Annotated in this window: 13 protein-coding genes; all 13 read left to right on the forward strand. The window is 71.1% G+C overall.

Annotated features, from left to right (window positions below; all coding sequences use genetic code 11):
• The first annotated feature begins 82 nt into the window (after positions 1 to 82).
• The 13 genes from HMPREF2833_RS09355 to aroB all read left to right on the forward strand — a co-directional run bounded on the left by HMPREF2833_RS09355 (position 83) and on the right by aroB (position 14,803).
• Positions 83 to 1,813, forward strand: a complete 1,731-nt coding sequence (locus tag HMPREF2833_RS09355; RefSeq protein WP_070637749.1) for a glycerol-3-phosphate dehydrogenase/oxidase — start codon at positions 83 to 85, stop codon at positions 1,811 to 1,813.
• Between the two features lie 56 nt (positions 1,814 to 1,869).
• A complete protein-coding gene (locus tag HMPREF2833_RS09360) occupies positions 1,870 to 2,619 on the forward strand; it encodes an MIP/aquaporin family protein (RefSeq protein WP_039101137.1) in 750 nt (249 codons plus the stop codon).
• 47 nt (positions 2,620 to 2,666) lie between these two features.
• Positions 2,667 to 4,187: a glycerol kinase GlpK gene (gene glpK, locus HMPREF2833_RS09365; RefSeq protein WP_070637751.1), complete on the forward strand. Its 1,521-nt coding sequence runs from the start codon at positions 2,667 to 2,669 to the stop codon at positions 4,185 to 4,187.
• A 223-nt stretch (positions 4,188 to 4,410) separates the two neighbouring features.
• A complete protein-coding gene (rpsD, locus tag HMPREF2833_RS09370; protein WP_012398417.1) occupies positions 4,411 to 5,049 on the forward strand; it encodes a 30S ribosomal protein S4 in 639 nt (212 codons plus the stop codon).
• A 267-nt stretch (positions 5,050 to 5,316) separates the two neighbouring features.
• Complete coding sequence (locus tag HMPREF2833_RS09375) at positions 5,317 to 5,808, forward strand: DUF948 domain-containing protein (RefSeq protein ID WP_070637753.1); 492 nt, start codon at positions 5,317 to 5,319, stop codon at positions 5,806 to 5,808.
• Between the two features lie 2 nt (positions 5,809 to 5,810).
• Positions 5,811 to 6,269 (forward strand): hypothetical protein, encoded by a 459-nt coding sequence (locus HMPREF2833_RS09380; RefSeq protein ID WP_070637755.1) that lies wholly within the window; start codon positions 5,811 to 5,813, stop codon positions 6,267 to 6,269.
• Complete coding sequence (gene alaS / locus HMPREF2833_RS09385) at positions 6,269 to 8,956, forward strand: alanine--tRNA ligase (RefSeq protein ID WP_070637757.1); 2,688 nt, start codon at positions 6,269 to 6,271, stop codon at positions 8,954 to 8,956. The genes HMPREF2833_RS09380 and alaS overlap by 1 nt, the downstream gene beginning before the upstream one ends.
• A complete protein-coding gene (gene ruvX / locus HMPREF2833_RS09390) occupies positions 8,956 to 9,540 on the forward strand; it encodes a Holliday junction resolvase RuvX (protein ID WP_070637759.1) in 585 nt (194 codons plus the stop codon). Before alaS ends, ruvX begins: the two co-directional genes overlap by 1 nt.
• Positions 9,537 to 10,748, forward strand: coding sequence for an endolytic transglycosylase MltG (gene mltG, locus HMPREF2833_RS09395; RefSeq protein WP_083311004.1), 1,212 nt, complete (start codon positions 9,537 to 9,539; stop codon positions 10,746 to 10,748). Before ruvX ends, mltG begins: the two co-directional genes overlap by 4 nt.
• Positions 10,749 to 10,758: 10 nt before the next feature.
• The gene (locus HMPREF2833_RS09400) at positions 10,759 to 11,673 is read left to right on the forward strand and encodes a shikimate dehydrogenase family protein (RefSeq protein WP_070638519.1); all 915 of its coding nucleotides are present in this window, start codon (positions 10,759 to 10,761) and stop codon (positions 11,671 to 11,673) included.
• 243 nt (positions 11,674 to 11,916) lie between these two features.
• A complete protein-coding gene (aroC, locus tag HMPREF2833_RS09405) occupies positions 11,917 to 13,167 on the forward strand; it encodes a chorismate synthase (RefSeq protein ID WP_070637761.1) in 1,251 nt (416 codons plus the stop codon).
• Complete coding sequence (locus tag HMPREF2833_RS09410; RefSeq protein ID WP_059281854.1) at positions 13,164 to 13,721, forward strand: shikimate kinase; 558 nt, start codon at positions 13,164 to 13,166, stop codon at positions 13,719 to 13,721. Before aroC ends, HMPREF2833_RS09410 begins: the two co-directional genes overlap by 4 nt.
• A complete protein-coding gene (gene aroB / locus HMPREF2833_RS09415) occupies positions 13,718 to 14,803 on the forward strand; it encodes a 3-dehydroquinate synthase (RefSeq protein WP_047978679.1) in 1,086 nt (361 codons plus the stop codon). Before HMPREF2833_RS09410 ends, aroB begins: the two co-directional genes overlap by 4 nt.
• The last annotated feature ends 37 nt before the right edge of the window (positions 14,804 to 14,840 follow it).

The following is a 14,840-nucleotide window of genomic DNA, read 5'->3' on the forward strand; positions in this document are numbered from 1 at the left end:
TTCCGTGTCACGGAGTGAGGACTATTGTGACTCTCACCCGAATCGATCGTCAGCTACCCACCGGTAGACAGGAGCGGCAACCGTGCCACTGACCTCTTTGAACGCACAGCAGCGCAACAACGACCTCCGCGCCATGGCGGAGCACCCCGTGGACGTCCTGGTGATCGGCGGCGGCATCACGGGCGCTGGGATCGCCCTGGACGCGGCCACCCGTGGTCTGTCCACCGCCATCATCGACGCGCAGGACTGGGCCCAGGGCACCTCCTCGCGCTCGTCCAAGCTGGTGCACGGCGGGCTGCGCTACCTCATGCAGCTGAACTTCGCGCTCGTGGCGGAGGCCCTCAAGGAGCGCGACCTCCTGATGCACCGGCTGGCCCCGCACCTGGTCAAGCCCATCCAGTTCATGTACCCGCTGACCCACAAGGGCTGGGAACGCCCCTTCGTGGCCACGGGCATCGGCATGTACGACACCCTCGCCCACGTGGGCGCCAAGGCCGAGTCCCTGCCCATCCAGCGCCACCTCAGCGCCGCCGGCGTGCGCAAGACCTTCCCGGCCATGCGCGACGACGCCGCCGTGGGCGCCATCGCCTACTGGGACGGTCGCGTGGACGACGCCCGCCTGACCCTGGACCTCGTGCGCACGGCCCAGCGCTACGGGGCCCTCGCGGCGAACCGCGCCGCGGCCCGCAACCTGATCCGTGACGACTCCGGCCGCGTGGTCGGGGCCCACATCGAGGACCTCACCACGGGGGAGACCCGCGAGGTGCGCGCCAAGGTCGTGATCTCCGCCGCCGGTGTGTGGACCGAGCCGGTCCAGGACCTCGCGGAGTCCGAGACCGGCCTGAAGGTGCTGGCCTCCAAGGGCATCCACATCGTGGTCCCCAAGGAGCGCCTGGACGGCTCCACCGGCATCATCCTGCAGACGGAGAAGTCCGTGCTGTTCATCATCCCGTGGGACAACTACTGGGTCATCGGCACCACGGATACCCCGTACGAGCGGGACCTGGCCACCCCCACGGCCACGCGCGAGGACGCCCAGTACGTGCTGGACCACGCGAACAAGATCCTCAGGGACCCGCTGACCATGGACGACGTGATCGGCACGTGGGCCGGGCTGCGCCCGCTCGTGCAGCCGGGCACCAAGGGCGAGACCACGCCCTCGACCAAGATCTCCCGCGAGCACTCCGTGGTGGAGGCCGCGCCCGGTCTGTTCACCATCGCCGGCGGCAAGCTCACCACCTACCGCGTGATGGGCAAGGACGCCGTGGACGCGGCCCTGGGCAAGAAGGCCGCCAAGGAGAACCCGTCCATCACCGAGCACGTCGCGCTCCTGGGGGCGCAGGGCTGGTCCGGGCTGATGAACCAGTCGGAGCACCTGGCCGCCCGCGCCGGTATGGAGCAGGTTGTGGTCGAGCGTCTGCTCAACCGCTACGGGGACGAGACGCTGGAGATGATCGACACCATCACGGACCACCCCGAACTGGGGGAGCCCGTCCCCGGCGCCGAGCAGTACCTCAAGATCGAGATCCAGCGCGCGGCCACCCACGAGGGCGCCCTGGACCTCGAGGACGTGATGTGCCGGCGCACCCACCTGAACTACGAGCAGCGCGACGGCGGTTCCGCCGCGGCCCCGGAGATCGCCCGCATCATGGGTGACGTCCTCGGCTGGGACGAGGCCGAGCGCGCACGCCAGGTGGATCTCTACGAGCAGATGCGCCGCGCCGAGCAGGCCGCCCTGCAGGAGAACGACGAGGACACCGCCCAGCGGCTGCGCGAGGGCGCGGGCAACCCGTACCCGCAGCAGCGGGGCTGAAAGAAGATCTCGGGCCCGGGACAGTCCGGGCCCCCGAACACCCAATGGAGGGTGCTGTGAATGAAGTGACCGAGGTGGCGCTGTCCACCGTTTTCATGTCGGAGGCCTTCGGCACGGCCGTGCTCGTGCTGCTGGGCTGCGGCGTGGTGGCCAACGTGGTGCTCCCGCGCACCAAGGGCAACGGCGCGGACTGGCTGCTCATCAGCTTCGGCTGGGGCTTCGCCGTCTTCGCCGGCGTGTACGTGGGCCACGCCTCCGGAGCGCACCTCAACCCCGCGGTGACGCTGGGCATGCTCGCGGGCCAGGAGCCCGAGTACGCACCCGGGGTGGCCATCAGCGTCGCAAGCACCCTCGTCTACATCGTGGCGCAGATGGTGGGTGCCTTCGTGGGTGCCGTCGTGTGCTGGCTCGCCTACAAGAAGCACTTCGACGCCGCCGGGCGCGAGGGCGTGCCCACGATCGACGTCTTCTCCACCGGGCCCGAGATCCGCAGCCACGGCTGGAACTTCCTCACCGAGGTCATCGCCACCTTCGTGCTCGTGTACGTGATCCTCGTCTTCGGGGAGACCCCGAGCGAGCTCGGACCCCTGGCCGTGGGCGTGCTGGTGGTGGCGATCGGCATGAGCCTCGGTGGCCCCACGGGCTACGCCATCAACCCTGCCCGCGACCTCGGCCCCCGCATCGCGCACGCGGTGCTGCCCATTCCCGGCAAGCCGGGCAGCAACTGGTCCTACAGCTGGGTCCCGGTGCTCGGCCCCGTGGTGGGCGGTGTGCTCGCCGGTGTGGCGGCCCACCTCATCGGCTGAGCGCACCGCACCCGAGCACGACACACAACTGACGAAGGAGTCACCCCATGAGCGAACCCCAGTACGTGATGGCCATCGACCAGGGCACCACGAGCACGCGCGCCATCGTCTTCGACCACTCCGGGAAGATCAAGGGCCTGGGCCAGTACGAGCACGAGCAGATCTTCCCGCGCGCGGGCTGGGTGGAGCACGACGCCCAGGAGATCTGGCGCAACACCCGCCGCTGCGTGGCGGACGCGCTCGCCGAGACCGAGCTGACCCGCGAGGACCTCGCCGCCGTGGGCATCACCAACCAGCGCGAGACCACCGTGGTGTGGGACAAGAACACCGGCGAGCCCGTCTACAACGCGATCGTGTGGCAGGACACCCGCACCCAGGAGATCGTGGACGAGCTGGCCGAGGACGGCGGTGAGGAACGTTTCCGGGACCTCACCGGGCTGCCCCTGGCGAGCTACTTCGCCGGCCCCAAGGTCAAGTGGATCCTGGACAACGTGGAGGGCGCTCGCGAAAAGGCCGAGGCGGGTGACCTGCTGTTCGGCACCACCGACAGCTGGCTCGTGTGGAACCTCACGGGGGGCACCAACGAGGGCGTGCACGTGACGGACGTGACCAACGCGTCCCGCACGCTGCTCATGAACATCGACACCCTGGACTGGAACGAGGACCTCTGCGAGACGCTGGGCATCCCGATGTCCATGCTTCCCGAGATCCGCTGCAGCTCCGAGGTCTACGGCAAGGGCCGCGCCCGAGGCTTCCTCAAGCAGGTCCCGATCGCGGGCATCCTGGGTGACCAGCAGGCCGCGATGTTCGGTCAGACGTGCTTCGAGCCCGGCATGGGCAAGAACACCTACGGCACGGGCAGCTTCCTGCTGATGAACGTGGGGGAGACCCCGGTGCGCTCGGAGCACGGGCTCATCACCACGGTGTGCTACCAGATCGAGGGCGAGAAGCCCGTCTACGCGCTCGAGGGCTCGATCGCCGTCACGGGCTCGCTCGTGCAGTGGGTGCGGGACAACCTCGGCATCATCCAGGACGCCAAGGAGATCGAGCCGCTCGCGCGCGCCGTCGAGGACAACGGCGGGGCGTACTTCGTGCCCGCGTTCTCGGGTCTGTTCGCCCCGCACTGGCGCCCAGACGCCCGTGGTGCGCTGGTGGGGTTGACCCGCTACGTGCGCAAGGAGCACATCGCCCGCGCCGTGCTGGAGGCCACCGCCTACCAGTCGCGCGAGGTCGTGGAGGCCATGAACAAGGACTCGCAGCAGGACCTCGTGGAGCTGCGCGTGGACGGCGGCATGACGGCCAATGGGCTGCTCATGCAGTTCCAGGCGGACCAGCTGGGCGTGCCCGTGATCCGCCCCGAGATCACGGAGACCACCGCGCTGGGCGCCGCGTACGCGGCCGGGCTGGCAGTGGGATTCTGGGCGGACCTGGACGAGATCACCCAGAACTGGGCCGAGGACAAGCGCTGGGAGCCCGAGGGGAACCGTGAGCAGCAGGAGAAGCTGTTCCGCAACTGGGGCAAGGCAGTGACCAAGTCGCTGGACTGGGTGAACGAGGACGTGGACTGAATCCGCTATAGTGGAACGCTGGCTGGCACGTCCCCGGTGGACCTTCGGCGCCCCTGACACCCTCAAGGGCCCGGTGAGCACACGGTGGACGCTAGGTCCGTCGGATTGCGGCTGATCCGCACCTCTCCCGCGGGAACCGATTTCCCCGCGCAGGAGGCCAGTACCACCCAGAACGGAACGCGGGCTGTGCCCGTACGCCGTCGAACCGCATGAAAGGCATGCTTTGTCCCAGAACAACAGCTCCCGTGCGCGCCGCCAGGTGCGCAAGTCCCGTGCCCTCGGCATCGCGCTGACGCCGAAGGCCGAGAAGTACTTCGAGCGCCGCCCGTACGCCCCCGGTGAGCACGGCCGTGCCCGCCGCAAGCAGGACTCCGACTACAAGGTGCGCCTGACCGAGAAGCAGCGGCTGCGCGCGCAGTACAACATCCGCGAGAAGCAGATGCACCGCGCCTACGTGGAGGCCAAGCGCGTCGAGGGCCAGACCGGTGAGAACCTCATCGCCCTGCTCGAGACCCGCCTGGACGCCCTCGTGCTGCGCGCGGGCTTTGTCCGCACGATGGCCGCGGCCCGCCAGGCCGTGGTGCACCGCCACATCATGGTGGACGGCCAGCGCGTGGACCGCCCCTCGTACCGCGTGCGCCCGGGTCAGATGATCCACGTGCACCCGCGCTCCGAGAAGATGGTCCCGTTCCAGATCGCCGCGACCGGTGCGAACCAGGATGTCCTGCCGGACACCCCGCCGTACCTGGACGTGACGATCGACCGGCTGCAGGCCACGCTCTCGCGCAAGCCCGAGCGCTCCGAGGTCCCCGTGACCTGCGAGGAGCAGCTCGTGGTCGAGTACTACGCACGCATGGCCTGATCATTCGTGTGCGGCCGACCGCCCAGCGCTCGGCCACCGGACAGCCCGCGGGGTCACCCCGCGGGCTGTCCGCGTTCCTGGATCCGGACGAGCGGGCAGTGGCCGGCTGCCTGCACCGCCGACCGGCGCCCGCTCACGGGTCCGCACGGTGCCGCGGGGTTGCTCCTCGGTGCTCGGTCGTGTCCGGGTTGTTGGGTAGAGTTGCGCTTCGGTCGGTCCTTCGCGCCGACCTCGACGACGACACACGGACGGAAGTGATGGTCACCCATGGACGGTGGAGATATCGCCGGGCTGCTCGCGGTGCTGGTGTTCGCGGTGCTCGTGGGTCTGCTCGCGCTGCCCATCGTGAAGCTCGGGCGGGTGTTCGACGAGCTGCGCCTGACCATCCGCTCGATCAACGACGGCACCACGCCGCTGATCGACGAGGTGACACGCACGGTCACCACCACGAACACGCAGCTGGAGAAGGTGGACGGGATCACCTCGAACGTCTCCGACGCCTCGGCGAACGTGTCGGCACTGTCCTCGCTCGTGGCCTCCACCGTGGGGCAGCCCCTGATCAAGGTGGCGTCCTTCTCCCACGGGTTGCGCCGCGCCTTCTCGCCCCAGCCCGGGGCACCGGGCGCCGCCGGGGGAGCCGGGACCCGTCCCGGCTCCGCACCGTCCTCCCAGCCCCGGGGCGCCTCCGGTGTCCCCGCGGACCACACCGGGCACGAGCCATCCGCTGATGGTTCCGGACCCACGGACACCAGGAGCTGACCATGGGAATGTGGTCCAAACTCGCCCTGCTCGCCGCCGGCGCCCTGGTGGGCGGCGCGGCCACCCGCGTCGCCTCCGATCCCGCGGCCCGGCAGTCCCTGTCCCGGGCCATCCAGGGGACTCCCGAGAGCACGGCCGTGGCGCGCGCGCCGCACGGGGACGTGGCGCACCGCGCCCGACCCGCCGCGGTGGACACCCTGCGCACCGCGGCCCGGCGCTTAGGGGAGTTCACGGCACGGGTCCGTGCGGGCATGGAGGAGCGCGAGGCGCAGCTGCAGCAGCAGTTCGGCGTGCGCTCTCCCGTGGACCACACCGCCAACCACCCGGCGGCGCCCGACGACGCCGTGCCCCCCGCCGGTGTCCCGTGGCACCCGGTCACGTCCCACGACTCCTCGACCGACCCGGAGGACCCCCGGGCCCGGGTCATCGAACACACCCCTTCGGAAGGAAACGAGCGGTAATGCTCTCTCACGAGATCACCCAGCGCTGGCTGAGCTACTTCGAGGCCAAGGGCCACCACGTGGTGCCCTCGGCGTCCCTGGTGTCCCAGCAGCCCGGTGCCATGTTCACGATCGCCGGCATGGTGCCGTTCATCCCGTACTTCCTGGGCCAGGAGACCCCTCCCTACCGCCGGGCGACCTCCGTGCAGAAGTGCATCCGCACCCTGGACATCGACGAGGTGGGCAAGACCGCCCGCCACGGCACGTTCTTCCAGATGGCCGGCAACTTCTCCTTCGGCGACTACTTCAAGTCCCAGGCCATCCCCATGGCCTGGGAGCTGCTCACCACTGCCGCGGCCGACGGCGGCTTCGGGCTGGACCCGGAGCGGCTGTGGGTCACCGTGTACGAGGGGGACCAGGAGTCCTACGACCTGTGGCACGACACCGTGGGTTTGCCCGCCCAGCGCATCCAGCGCATGGGCCGTGACGAGAACTACTGGGACACCGGCCAGCCCGGGCCCGCGGGTCCCGACTCCGAGATCTTCTACGACCGCGGCCCGCGCTACGGCAAGGACGGCGGTCCGGCGGTGGACGACGACCGCTACATCGAGATCTGGAACCTCGTGTTCATGCAGTACCAGCGCGGCGAGGGCAACGGCAAGGACTACGAGATCCTGGGCGACCTGCCGCAGCAGAACATCGACACCGGCCTGGGCGTGGAGCGTCTGGCCATGCTGCTGCAGGGCGTGGAGAACTTCTACGAGACGGACCAGGTCCGACCCGTGCTCGACGCCGCGGCCAAGCTCTCCGGGCGCACCTACCACGGAGCCGAAAAGGCCGGCGAGGAGGGCTACGAGGACGACGTCCGCATGCGCGTGGTCGCCGACCACGTCCGTTCCTCGCTCATGCTCATCGCCGACGGCGTGACGCCCGGCAACGAGGGCCGCGGCTACATCCTGCGCCGGCTGCTGCGCCGTGCCGTGCGGGCCATGCGCCTGCTCGGGGTCACCGAGCCCTGCCTGCCCGTGCTGCTGCCGGAGTCACGGGACGCCATGAAGGGCGTCTACCCCGTGGTGGCCGAGGACTTCGAGCGGATCTCGCGGATCGCGTACGCCGAGGAGCGGGCCTTCCTGAAGACCATCGAGTCCGGCACCACCCGCCTGGAGCACGCCGTGGACGTGGCCAAGGGGGAGAAGCGCGCGCTGAGCGGGGCGGACGCCTTCGCCCTGCACGACACCTTCGGCTTCCCGATCGACCTCACCCTGGAGATGGCCGGCGAGGCCGGCGTCGCCGTGGACGAGAAGGCGTTCCGCGAGCTCATGGCCGAGCAGCGCCAGCGCGCCCAGGAGGACGCCCGCGCCAAGAAGGGCGCCATGGCGGACCTCTCCGAGCTGCGCCGCATGCTTGACGACCACGGCAGCGAGTTCACCGGCTACACCGAACTGGTCACACCCACCACGGTGCGCGCCATCCTCTCGGGCGGCGTCTCCGTGCCCGCCGCGAGCGAGGGCGAGCACGTGGAGATCGTGCTCGAGCGCACCCCGTTCTACGCCGAGGCCGGTGGCCAGGCCGCGGACGTGGGCACCATCGACTCCGCGGACGGGCTGCGCCTGAGCGTGGAGGACGTCCAGCAGCCCGTGAAGGGTCTGTCCGTGCACAAGGTCACGGTCGCCTCCGGCCAGGTGGTCGTGGGGGACGAGGTCACCGCCCGCGTGGACTCCCGCCGCCGCCACGACGGCGAGGCAGCCCACTCCGGCACGCACGTGATCCACGCTGCCCTGCACGACGTCCTGGGCCCGGACGCGGTCCAGCGCGGCTCGTTCAACAAGGAGGGCTACCTCCGCTTCGACTTCTCCCACGGGGAGGCCCTGAACGCGGAGCAGATCCAGGAGATCGAGCAGATCGCCAACACCGCCATCCGCGACGACTTCGAGGTGGTCACCCGCGAGATGCCGCTGGCCGAGGCCAAGAAGCTCGGGGCCATGTCCCTGTTCGGCGAGAAGTACGGGGACGAGGTCCGCGTGGTCGAGATGAACGGCCCGTGGTCCCGTGAGCTGTGCGGCGGCACCCACGTGGGCTCCACGTCCCAGCTGGGCTCGCTGTCCCTGGTCTCGGAGCAGTCCGTGGGCTCGGGCAACCGTCGCGTGGAGGCGCTCGTGGGCCTGAACTCGTTCAACCACCTGGCCGCCGAGCGCACGCTGGTCAACCAGCTCACCGGAATGCTCAAGGTGCAGTCCAGCGACGAGCTGCCGGAGCGCCTCGCGGCCACCCTCGACAAGCTCAAGGAGACCGAGCGCCAGCTCGCCGGTCTGCGCCAGCAGCAGCTGCAGGCTCAGGCCGGCCAGCTCGCCCAGGACGCCGAGCGCATCGGGACGGTCACGGCCGTGCTGCACGACGCCGGGGAGATCGCCTCCGCGGACGCGCTGCGCACCCTCGCCCTGGACCTACGCACCCGCCTGGGCTCCGACCCCGCGCTCGCGGCCGTGACCGGCGTCGCCAACGACCGTCCGCTGATCGTGGTGGCCGTCAACGACGCCGCCCGGCAGGCAGGTCTCGCGGCCGGCCAGCTCGTGCGCACCGCGGCCACGGTCCTCGGTGGCGGTGGCGGCGGCAAGCCGGACGTCGCCCAGGGCGGCGGCTCCGACGCCGCCCGGATCCCCGATGCGCTGGCGGCGGTGCGGCGGCAGATCCAGGACTCCGCGAGCTGATGTCAGAGTCCTTCGAGCGTGCCGTGCGCATGGGCGTGGACGTGGGGAAGGTCAGGGTGGGCGTCGCCCTGACCGACCCCGGGTGCGTCCTGGCCACGCCGCACCAGACGCTCGCGCGGGACTCCAACCCCCGCAAGGCCTTCGACGTGAAGATCATCACCAGGCTCTGCGAGGAGCGGGACGTGCGCACGGTGTACGTGGGCCTGCCGCGCAGCCTGGACGGACGTGAGAACGATTCGACCGTCATGGCCAGGGATTACGCCGCGATGCTCGTTCGTCGGCTAGGCTCACGGGGGTGCACCACGCAGGTGCGCCTGGTGGACGAGCGGCTGTCCACGGTCGCTGCCCACCAGTCGATGCTGGACTCCGGGGTCTCCCGGAGGGACCACATGGACAGGGTCGACCAGGCGGCCGCCGTGACCTTCCTGCAGACTGCGGTGGACCAGGGCCTGGGCACCGGCGTGGAGCCGGGCGAGCGGGTCGGGGCCGTGGAACAGGCGCAGCAGTGCACCGAGGGGCAGGTGACCTCCCCACAGGGGGATGCCCCCAAGACCACCAGAACGGCGGACGGAGAGTATTCGTGAGCGATGAGCCGCGGGACAACGCAACCGGTGACGGGAACACCCCGCACGGGTCTAACGGTGATGGGCTGAGCTCCTCGCACGCCTCTGACGGCGGCTCCCACTCCCAGCTGGTCGGCTCCTTCGAGCACCACGAGGTGACGCCGGAGCAGCGCAAGCGCCGCCAGGCCCGTTCCCGCGCGTCCATGACCACGGCCATCGCCCTGTTCGTCGCGGCGCTGATCGTGGTGGTGGCGGTGCTCGGCTCCACGTTCGGGCTCTTCGAGCGCAAGGACTACCACGGCTCGGGGGACCAGGACGTCACGTTCTCCGTGGCGGACGGCAGCACCACGGGGCAGATCGCGCAGGATCTCGAGTCCCAGGACATCGTGGCGGACGCCTCCACGTTCGTGTCCACGTTCCAGAAGAAGTACCCCGAGGACTTCATCCAGCCCGGTGAGTACCAGCTCAAGACCAGGATGAGCTCCGAGGACGTGGTCAACTCCCTGATGGAGAAGGAAGCCGCCACGCACTACGCGGCGATCCCCAAGACCCAGCGGATGGACGACACCTTCACCGCCCTGAGCGAGGCCACCGGCATCGACCGCTCCGAGTTCGAGAAGCTCGCCAAGCAGAAGGAGACGTTCGGGATCCCCGAGCAGTTCCCCAACCTGGAGGGCTGGCTGCACCCGGGCGAGTACCACTTCCCCCTGGACGCCACGGCCGAGCAGATCCTGCAGGAGATGGTGGACCGCACCCGGGCCACCCTGGAGAAGAACAACGTCCCCGAGGACCGCTGGTTCGAGGTGCTCACCGTCGGCTCGATCGTCGAGTTCGAGGGCACCCCGCAGAACTACCCCTCCGTGGCCGGAGCCATCGAGAACCGCATGAACAACCCGGACGGCGAGACCAGCGGGTTCATCCAGTCCGACGCCTCCGTGACCTACGGACTGGGCAAGAAGACCGTGCACCTCACGGAGGAGGAGAAGAAGGACAAGTCCAACCCGTACAACACCTACGCGAACCCCGGTCTGCCGGTCGGTCCGATCGGGTCCCCGAGCGACGACGCCATTGCGGCGGCGGCCAACCCGGAGAAGAACGACTACTACTACTGGGTGACCGTGAACCTGGACACGGGTGAGACCAAGTTCGCCAAGACGTACGAGGAGCACCAGAAGTACGTGCAGGAGTACCAGCAGTGGTGCGCGGACAACGAGGGCAAGTGCTCCTGACGTGCCCCCGGTGACACCCTCCAGGCTGCGGGCGGCCGTCCTCGGCCACCCGGTGGCTCACTCCCTGTCCCCGGCGCTGCACACCGCGGCCGGGGAGGCCCTGGGTCTGAGCACCGACTACACCCGGGTGGATGTTCCCGAGTCCGGGTGGGAGGTGTTCTGGGCGGGAGCCCGCGAGGACGGCGGGTGGAGCGGGTTCTCCGTGACCATGCCCCTCAAGCCCCTGGCCGCGCGGGACGCGGACCGGGTGACCCCGCTGGTGGAAGCCCTCGGGGTAGCCAACACCCTGACCCTCACCCCGCAGGGTTCCGTGGCGGACAACACGGACGTCATGGGGATCATGGCCGCGCTGTGTGCCGCGGGGCCGGTTCCGGAGGCGCCCCGCGCCGTCGTGCTGGGCGGGGGAGCCACCGCGCATGCCGCGGTGGCCGCCCTGCAGGCCCTGGGGGCGCCCGCGGTGGACGTGGCGGTGCGCACGGCATCCCGCGCCCGCTCCCTCGACGGCGTGGCCGGTGCGCTGGGCGCCACGGTGCACGTCCGGCCGTGGTCCGCGGCCCCCGAGCTGCTCCGGCACGCGGACGTGGTGGTCTCGACCCTGCCGCCGCGTGCCGCCGACGACCTCGCCCGGCTGTGGCGTGCAACCCGGCCCAGCGTGCACGGGGTGCTGCTGGACGTCGCGTACGACCCGTGGCCCTCCGAGCTGGCCGCCGAGTGGCAGCACGCCGGGGGAGCGATCGCACCGGGTGTCGATATGCTGATCTTCCAGGCGGTGGACCAGCTGCGCTGGTTCGTCGGGGGCGGGCCCCACCAGGAGCTGCCCCGGGAAGCATGCGTGACCGCGGCCATGTGCCGCGCGGTCGGCCGCCCGGAGCGCACGGTGCCGGAACGGGTGCGCCGCGCGCAGGAGCGTCGTCGGCCCGAGTGAACGGGCGCGTCGGTTGCACGGCGTGCCTAGAGCCGGAGAACTGGCCAGCGCCGGAGCCCGGACGAGCGGCTCCACCTGAGCCGCAGAACGCAGAGTCGGGCAGCGCCGGTGCCCGGCAGGTGCCGGACGCGCAGTGCTCGGGACCTCTCGGAGGGTTCCACGGGTTCTCCTCCGATCTTTCGACCGCCGGATTGAAGACCACCGGGGGATCCGCCGGATCCCCCTCGAGGACTGGAGACTTGGATGTTGCGTTGGCTCACGGCCGGGGAGTCCCACGGCGAGGCGCTCGTGGGGATCGTCGAGGGCGTGCCCGCCGGTGTGGAACTGACCACCGGGATGGTCCAGGACGCCCTGGCCCGCCGCCGTCTGGGCTACGGCCGCGGGGCGCGCATGAAGTTCGAGCAGGACCGCGTGCGTGTTCTGGGCGGTGTGCGCCACGGCGTCACCCAGGGCGGCCCGGTGGCCATCGAGATCGCCAACACGGAGTGGCCCAAGTGGCAGGACGTGATGAGCTCCGATCCCGTGGACCCGCAGGTCCTGGAGGGCCGCGCCCGCAACGCGCCGCTCACCCGGCCGCGCCCGGGGCACGCGGATCTCACGGGCATGCAGAAGTACGGCTTCGACGAGGCCCGCCCGGTGCTGGAGCGCGCCTCGGCCCGTGAGACCGCCACCCGGGTGGCGGTCGGCGTGGTGGCCTCGCAGGTGCTCGCCGCACTGGGCATCCGGCTGGTCTCCCACACCACGGCCATTGCGGACGTGCGCGTGCCGGACGGTGCGCCGCTGCCCGGCCCCGGGGACGTCGCCGCGCTGGATGCGGATCCGCTGCGCTGCTTCGACGCCGGGACGAGCGAGCGGATGGTCGCCGCGGTGGACGCCGCCCACAAGGCCGGGGAGACCCTGGGCGGGGTCGTCGAGGTTCTGGCCGAGGGCATGCCCCCGGGGCTCGGCTCCTACGTCCACTGGGACCGGCGGCTCGACTCGCGGCTGGCCGGGGCGCTCATGGGCATCCAGGCCATCAAGGGCGTGGAGGTCGGGGACGGCTTCCGCACGGCCGAGCGACCGGGTTCGCAGGCGCACGACGAGACCCTCCGGGCCGACGGCGCGGTGCACCGCGTGAGCAACCGCGCCGGCGGCATAGAGGGCGGGATGTCCACGGGCGACCTGTTGCGCGTGCGGGCGGCCATGAAGCCGATCGCCACGGTGCCCCGCTCGCTGCACACCGTGGACGTGGCCACGGGCGAACCCGCCCGGGCCCACCACCAGCGCTCGGACGTGTGCGCCGTGCCCGCGGCGGGAGTCGTGGCGGAGGCCATGGTCGCGCTCGTCCTCGCGGAGGCCGCCCTCGAGAAGTTCGGCGGGGACTCCGCCGCCGAGATGGTGCGCAACCGGGACGCCTACCTCGAGGCCATCCCGGAGGCGCTGCGGACCTCGCCCGAGCTCGCGGACCCCGCCGCACTGGCCGCCCTGGACGAGGTGCGCGGGGACCTCTCGTGACACGGGCGCCCCTGCCCGTGGTGCTGATCGGGCCCATGGCGGCGGGGAAGTCCCGGGTGGCGCGGTGCCTGGCAGGGCGCTACGGCATGGCGCACGCGGACTCGGACCAGGTCATCGAGGCGCGCCACGGTGCCATTGCGAGGCTGTTCCGAGAGCGGGGCGAGGCGGAGTTCCGCCGCCTCGAGGCGGCGGTCGTGGCGGAGCTGCTGGACGACCCCCGCTACGCCGAGGGCGTGATCTCCCTGGGCGGCGGCGCACCCATGTCCCCGCTCGTGCAGCCGCTGCTCGAGGGCCGGACGGTCGCGTACCTGGACGTGGACCTGGCCACGGTGCGCCCCCGCATCCGGGGCGGCGCGTCACGCCCGCTGCTGCAGCCGGACCCCGAGACCCGCTGGAGCCAGATCATGGCCGAGCGCCGTGAGACGTTCGAGCGGCTCGCCACGATCACCCTGGACGCCCGCGCGCCGCGCTCGGCGTCCCAGATCGCCCACGACCTGCACACCGCCCTGGGCGCCGCCGCGCGCTCCGAGCCAGGAAAGGACCACACCGCATGAACGAGACCGTGATCCCCGTCCGAGGGGACACCCCCGAGAACCAGTACGACGTCCTGGTGGGCCACGGTCTGCTGGGCCGCGTCCCCGAGCTGCTGGGGGAGCGCGTCAAGAAGGTGCTCATCATCCACCCCCGCGCGCTGCGCGCCACCGGCGACGTGGTGCAGGAGGATCTGCGTGCCGCGGGGATCCAGAGCTTCGTGGCCGAGATCCCGGACGCGGAGGAGGGCAAGCGCGTGGAGGTCGCGGCCTTCTGCTGGCAGATCATGGGCCAGTCCGACTTCACGCGCACCGACGCCGTGGTCTCCGTGGGCGGCGGTGCCGTCTCCGACCTCGCGGGCTTCGTGGCCGCCACGTGGCTGCGGGGTGTGCGGGTGGTGCACCTGCCCACCACGCTGCTGGGCATGGTGGACGCGGCCGTGGGCGGCAAGACCGGGATCAACACCGCCGAGGGCAAGAACCTGGTGGGTTCCTTCCACCCGCCGGCCGCCGTGGTGTGCGACCTCGACTCCCTGGCCACCCTGCCCGAGAACGAGCTGCTCACGGGCATGGCCGAGGTGGTCAAGTGCGGGTTCATCGCGGACCCGCAGATCCTCACCCTGATCCAGGAGCACCCCGCCGAGGTCCGGGACAGCTCCTCCGCCGTGGTGCGAGAGCTCGTGGAGCGCAGCGTGCGCGTCAAGGCGGACGTGGTCTCCACGGACCTGCGCGAGTCCGGGCGGCGCGAGCACCTGAACTACGGCCACACCCTGGGCCACGCGATCGAGCACAACGAGCGCTACCAGTGGCGCCACGGCGCGGCCGTGTCCGTGGGCATGGTCTTCGCGGCGGAGCTCGGCCGGGCCGCGGGCAGCCTGTCCGACGACGCCGTGGCCCTGCACCGCGAGATCCTCACCTCCCTGGGCCTGCCGGTCTCGTACCGCGCCGACCAGTGGCCCCGGCTGCTGGAGGTCATGAAGCGGGACAAGAAGACCCGCGGCAACCTGCTGCGCTTCGTGGTCCTGGACCGGATCGGCGCCCCCCGGACCATGGAGGTCCCGGACCCCGCCATCCTGTTCGCGTGCTACCAGGAGATCGCCGACTGACGCGAGGGGCCCTGCCCGGCCCACGCCCCCGCACCGG

The sequence above is a fragment of the Kocuria sp. HMSC066H03 genome (genome assembly GCF_001812045.1).
Classification (GTDB): Bacteria; Actinomycetota; Actinomycetes; order Actinomycetales; family Micrococcaceae; genus Kocuria; species Kocuria rhizophila.

Bases quoted from the DNA above. Each gene is read 5' to 3' on its own strand.
- glpK (WP_070637751.1), top strand. From the start codon at position 2,667: ATGAGCGAACCCCAGTACGTGATGGCCATCGACCAGGGCACCACGAGC.
- HMPREF2833_RS09375 (WP_070637753.1), top strand. From the start codon at position 5,317: ATGGACGGTGGAGATATCGCCGGGCTGCTCGCGGTGCTGGTGTTCGCG.
- HMPREF2833_RS09380 (WP_070637755.1), top strand. From the start codon at position 5,811: ATGGGAATGTGGTCCAAACTCGCCCTGCTCGCCGCCGGCGCCCTGGTG.
- alaS (WP_070637757.1), top strand. From the start codon at position 6,269: ATGCTCTCTCACGAGATCACCCAGCGCTGGCTGAGCTACTTCGAGGCC.
- ruvX (WP_070637759.1), top strand. From the start codon at position 8,956: ATGTCAGAGTCCTTCGAGCGTGCCGTGCGCATGGGCGTGGACGTGGGG.
- aroC (WP_070637761.1), top strand. From the start codon at position 11,917: ATGTTGCGTTGGCTCACGGCCGGGGAGTCCCACGGCGAGGCGCTCGTG.
- aroB (WP_047978679.1), top strand. From the start codon at position 13,718: ATGAACGAGACCGTGATCCCCGTCCGAGGGGACACCCCCGAGAACCAG.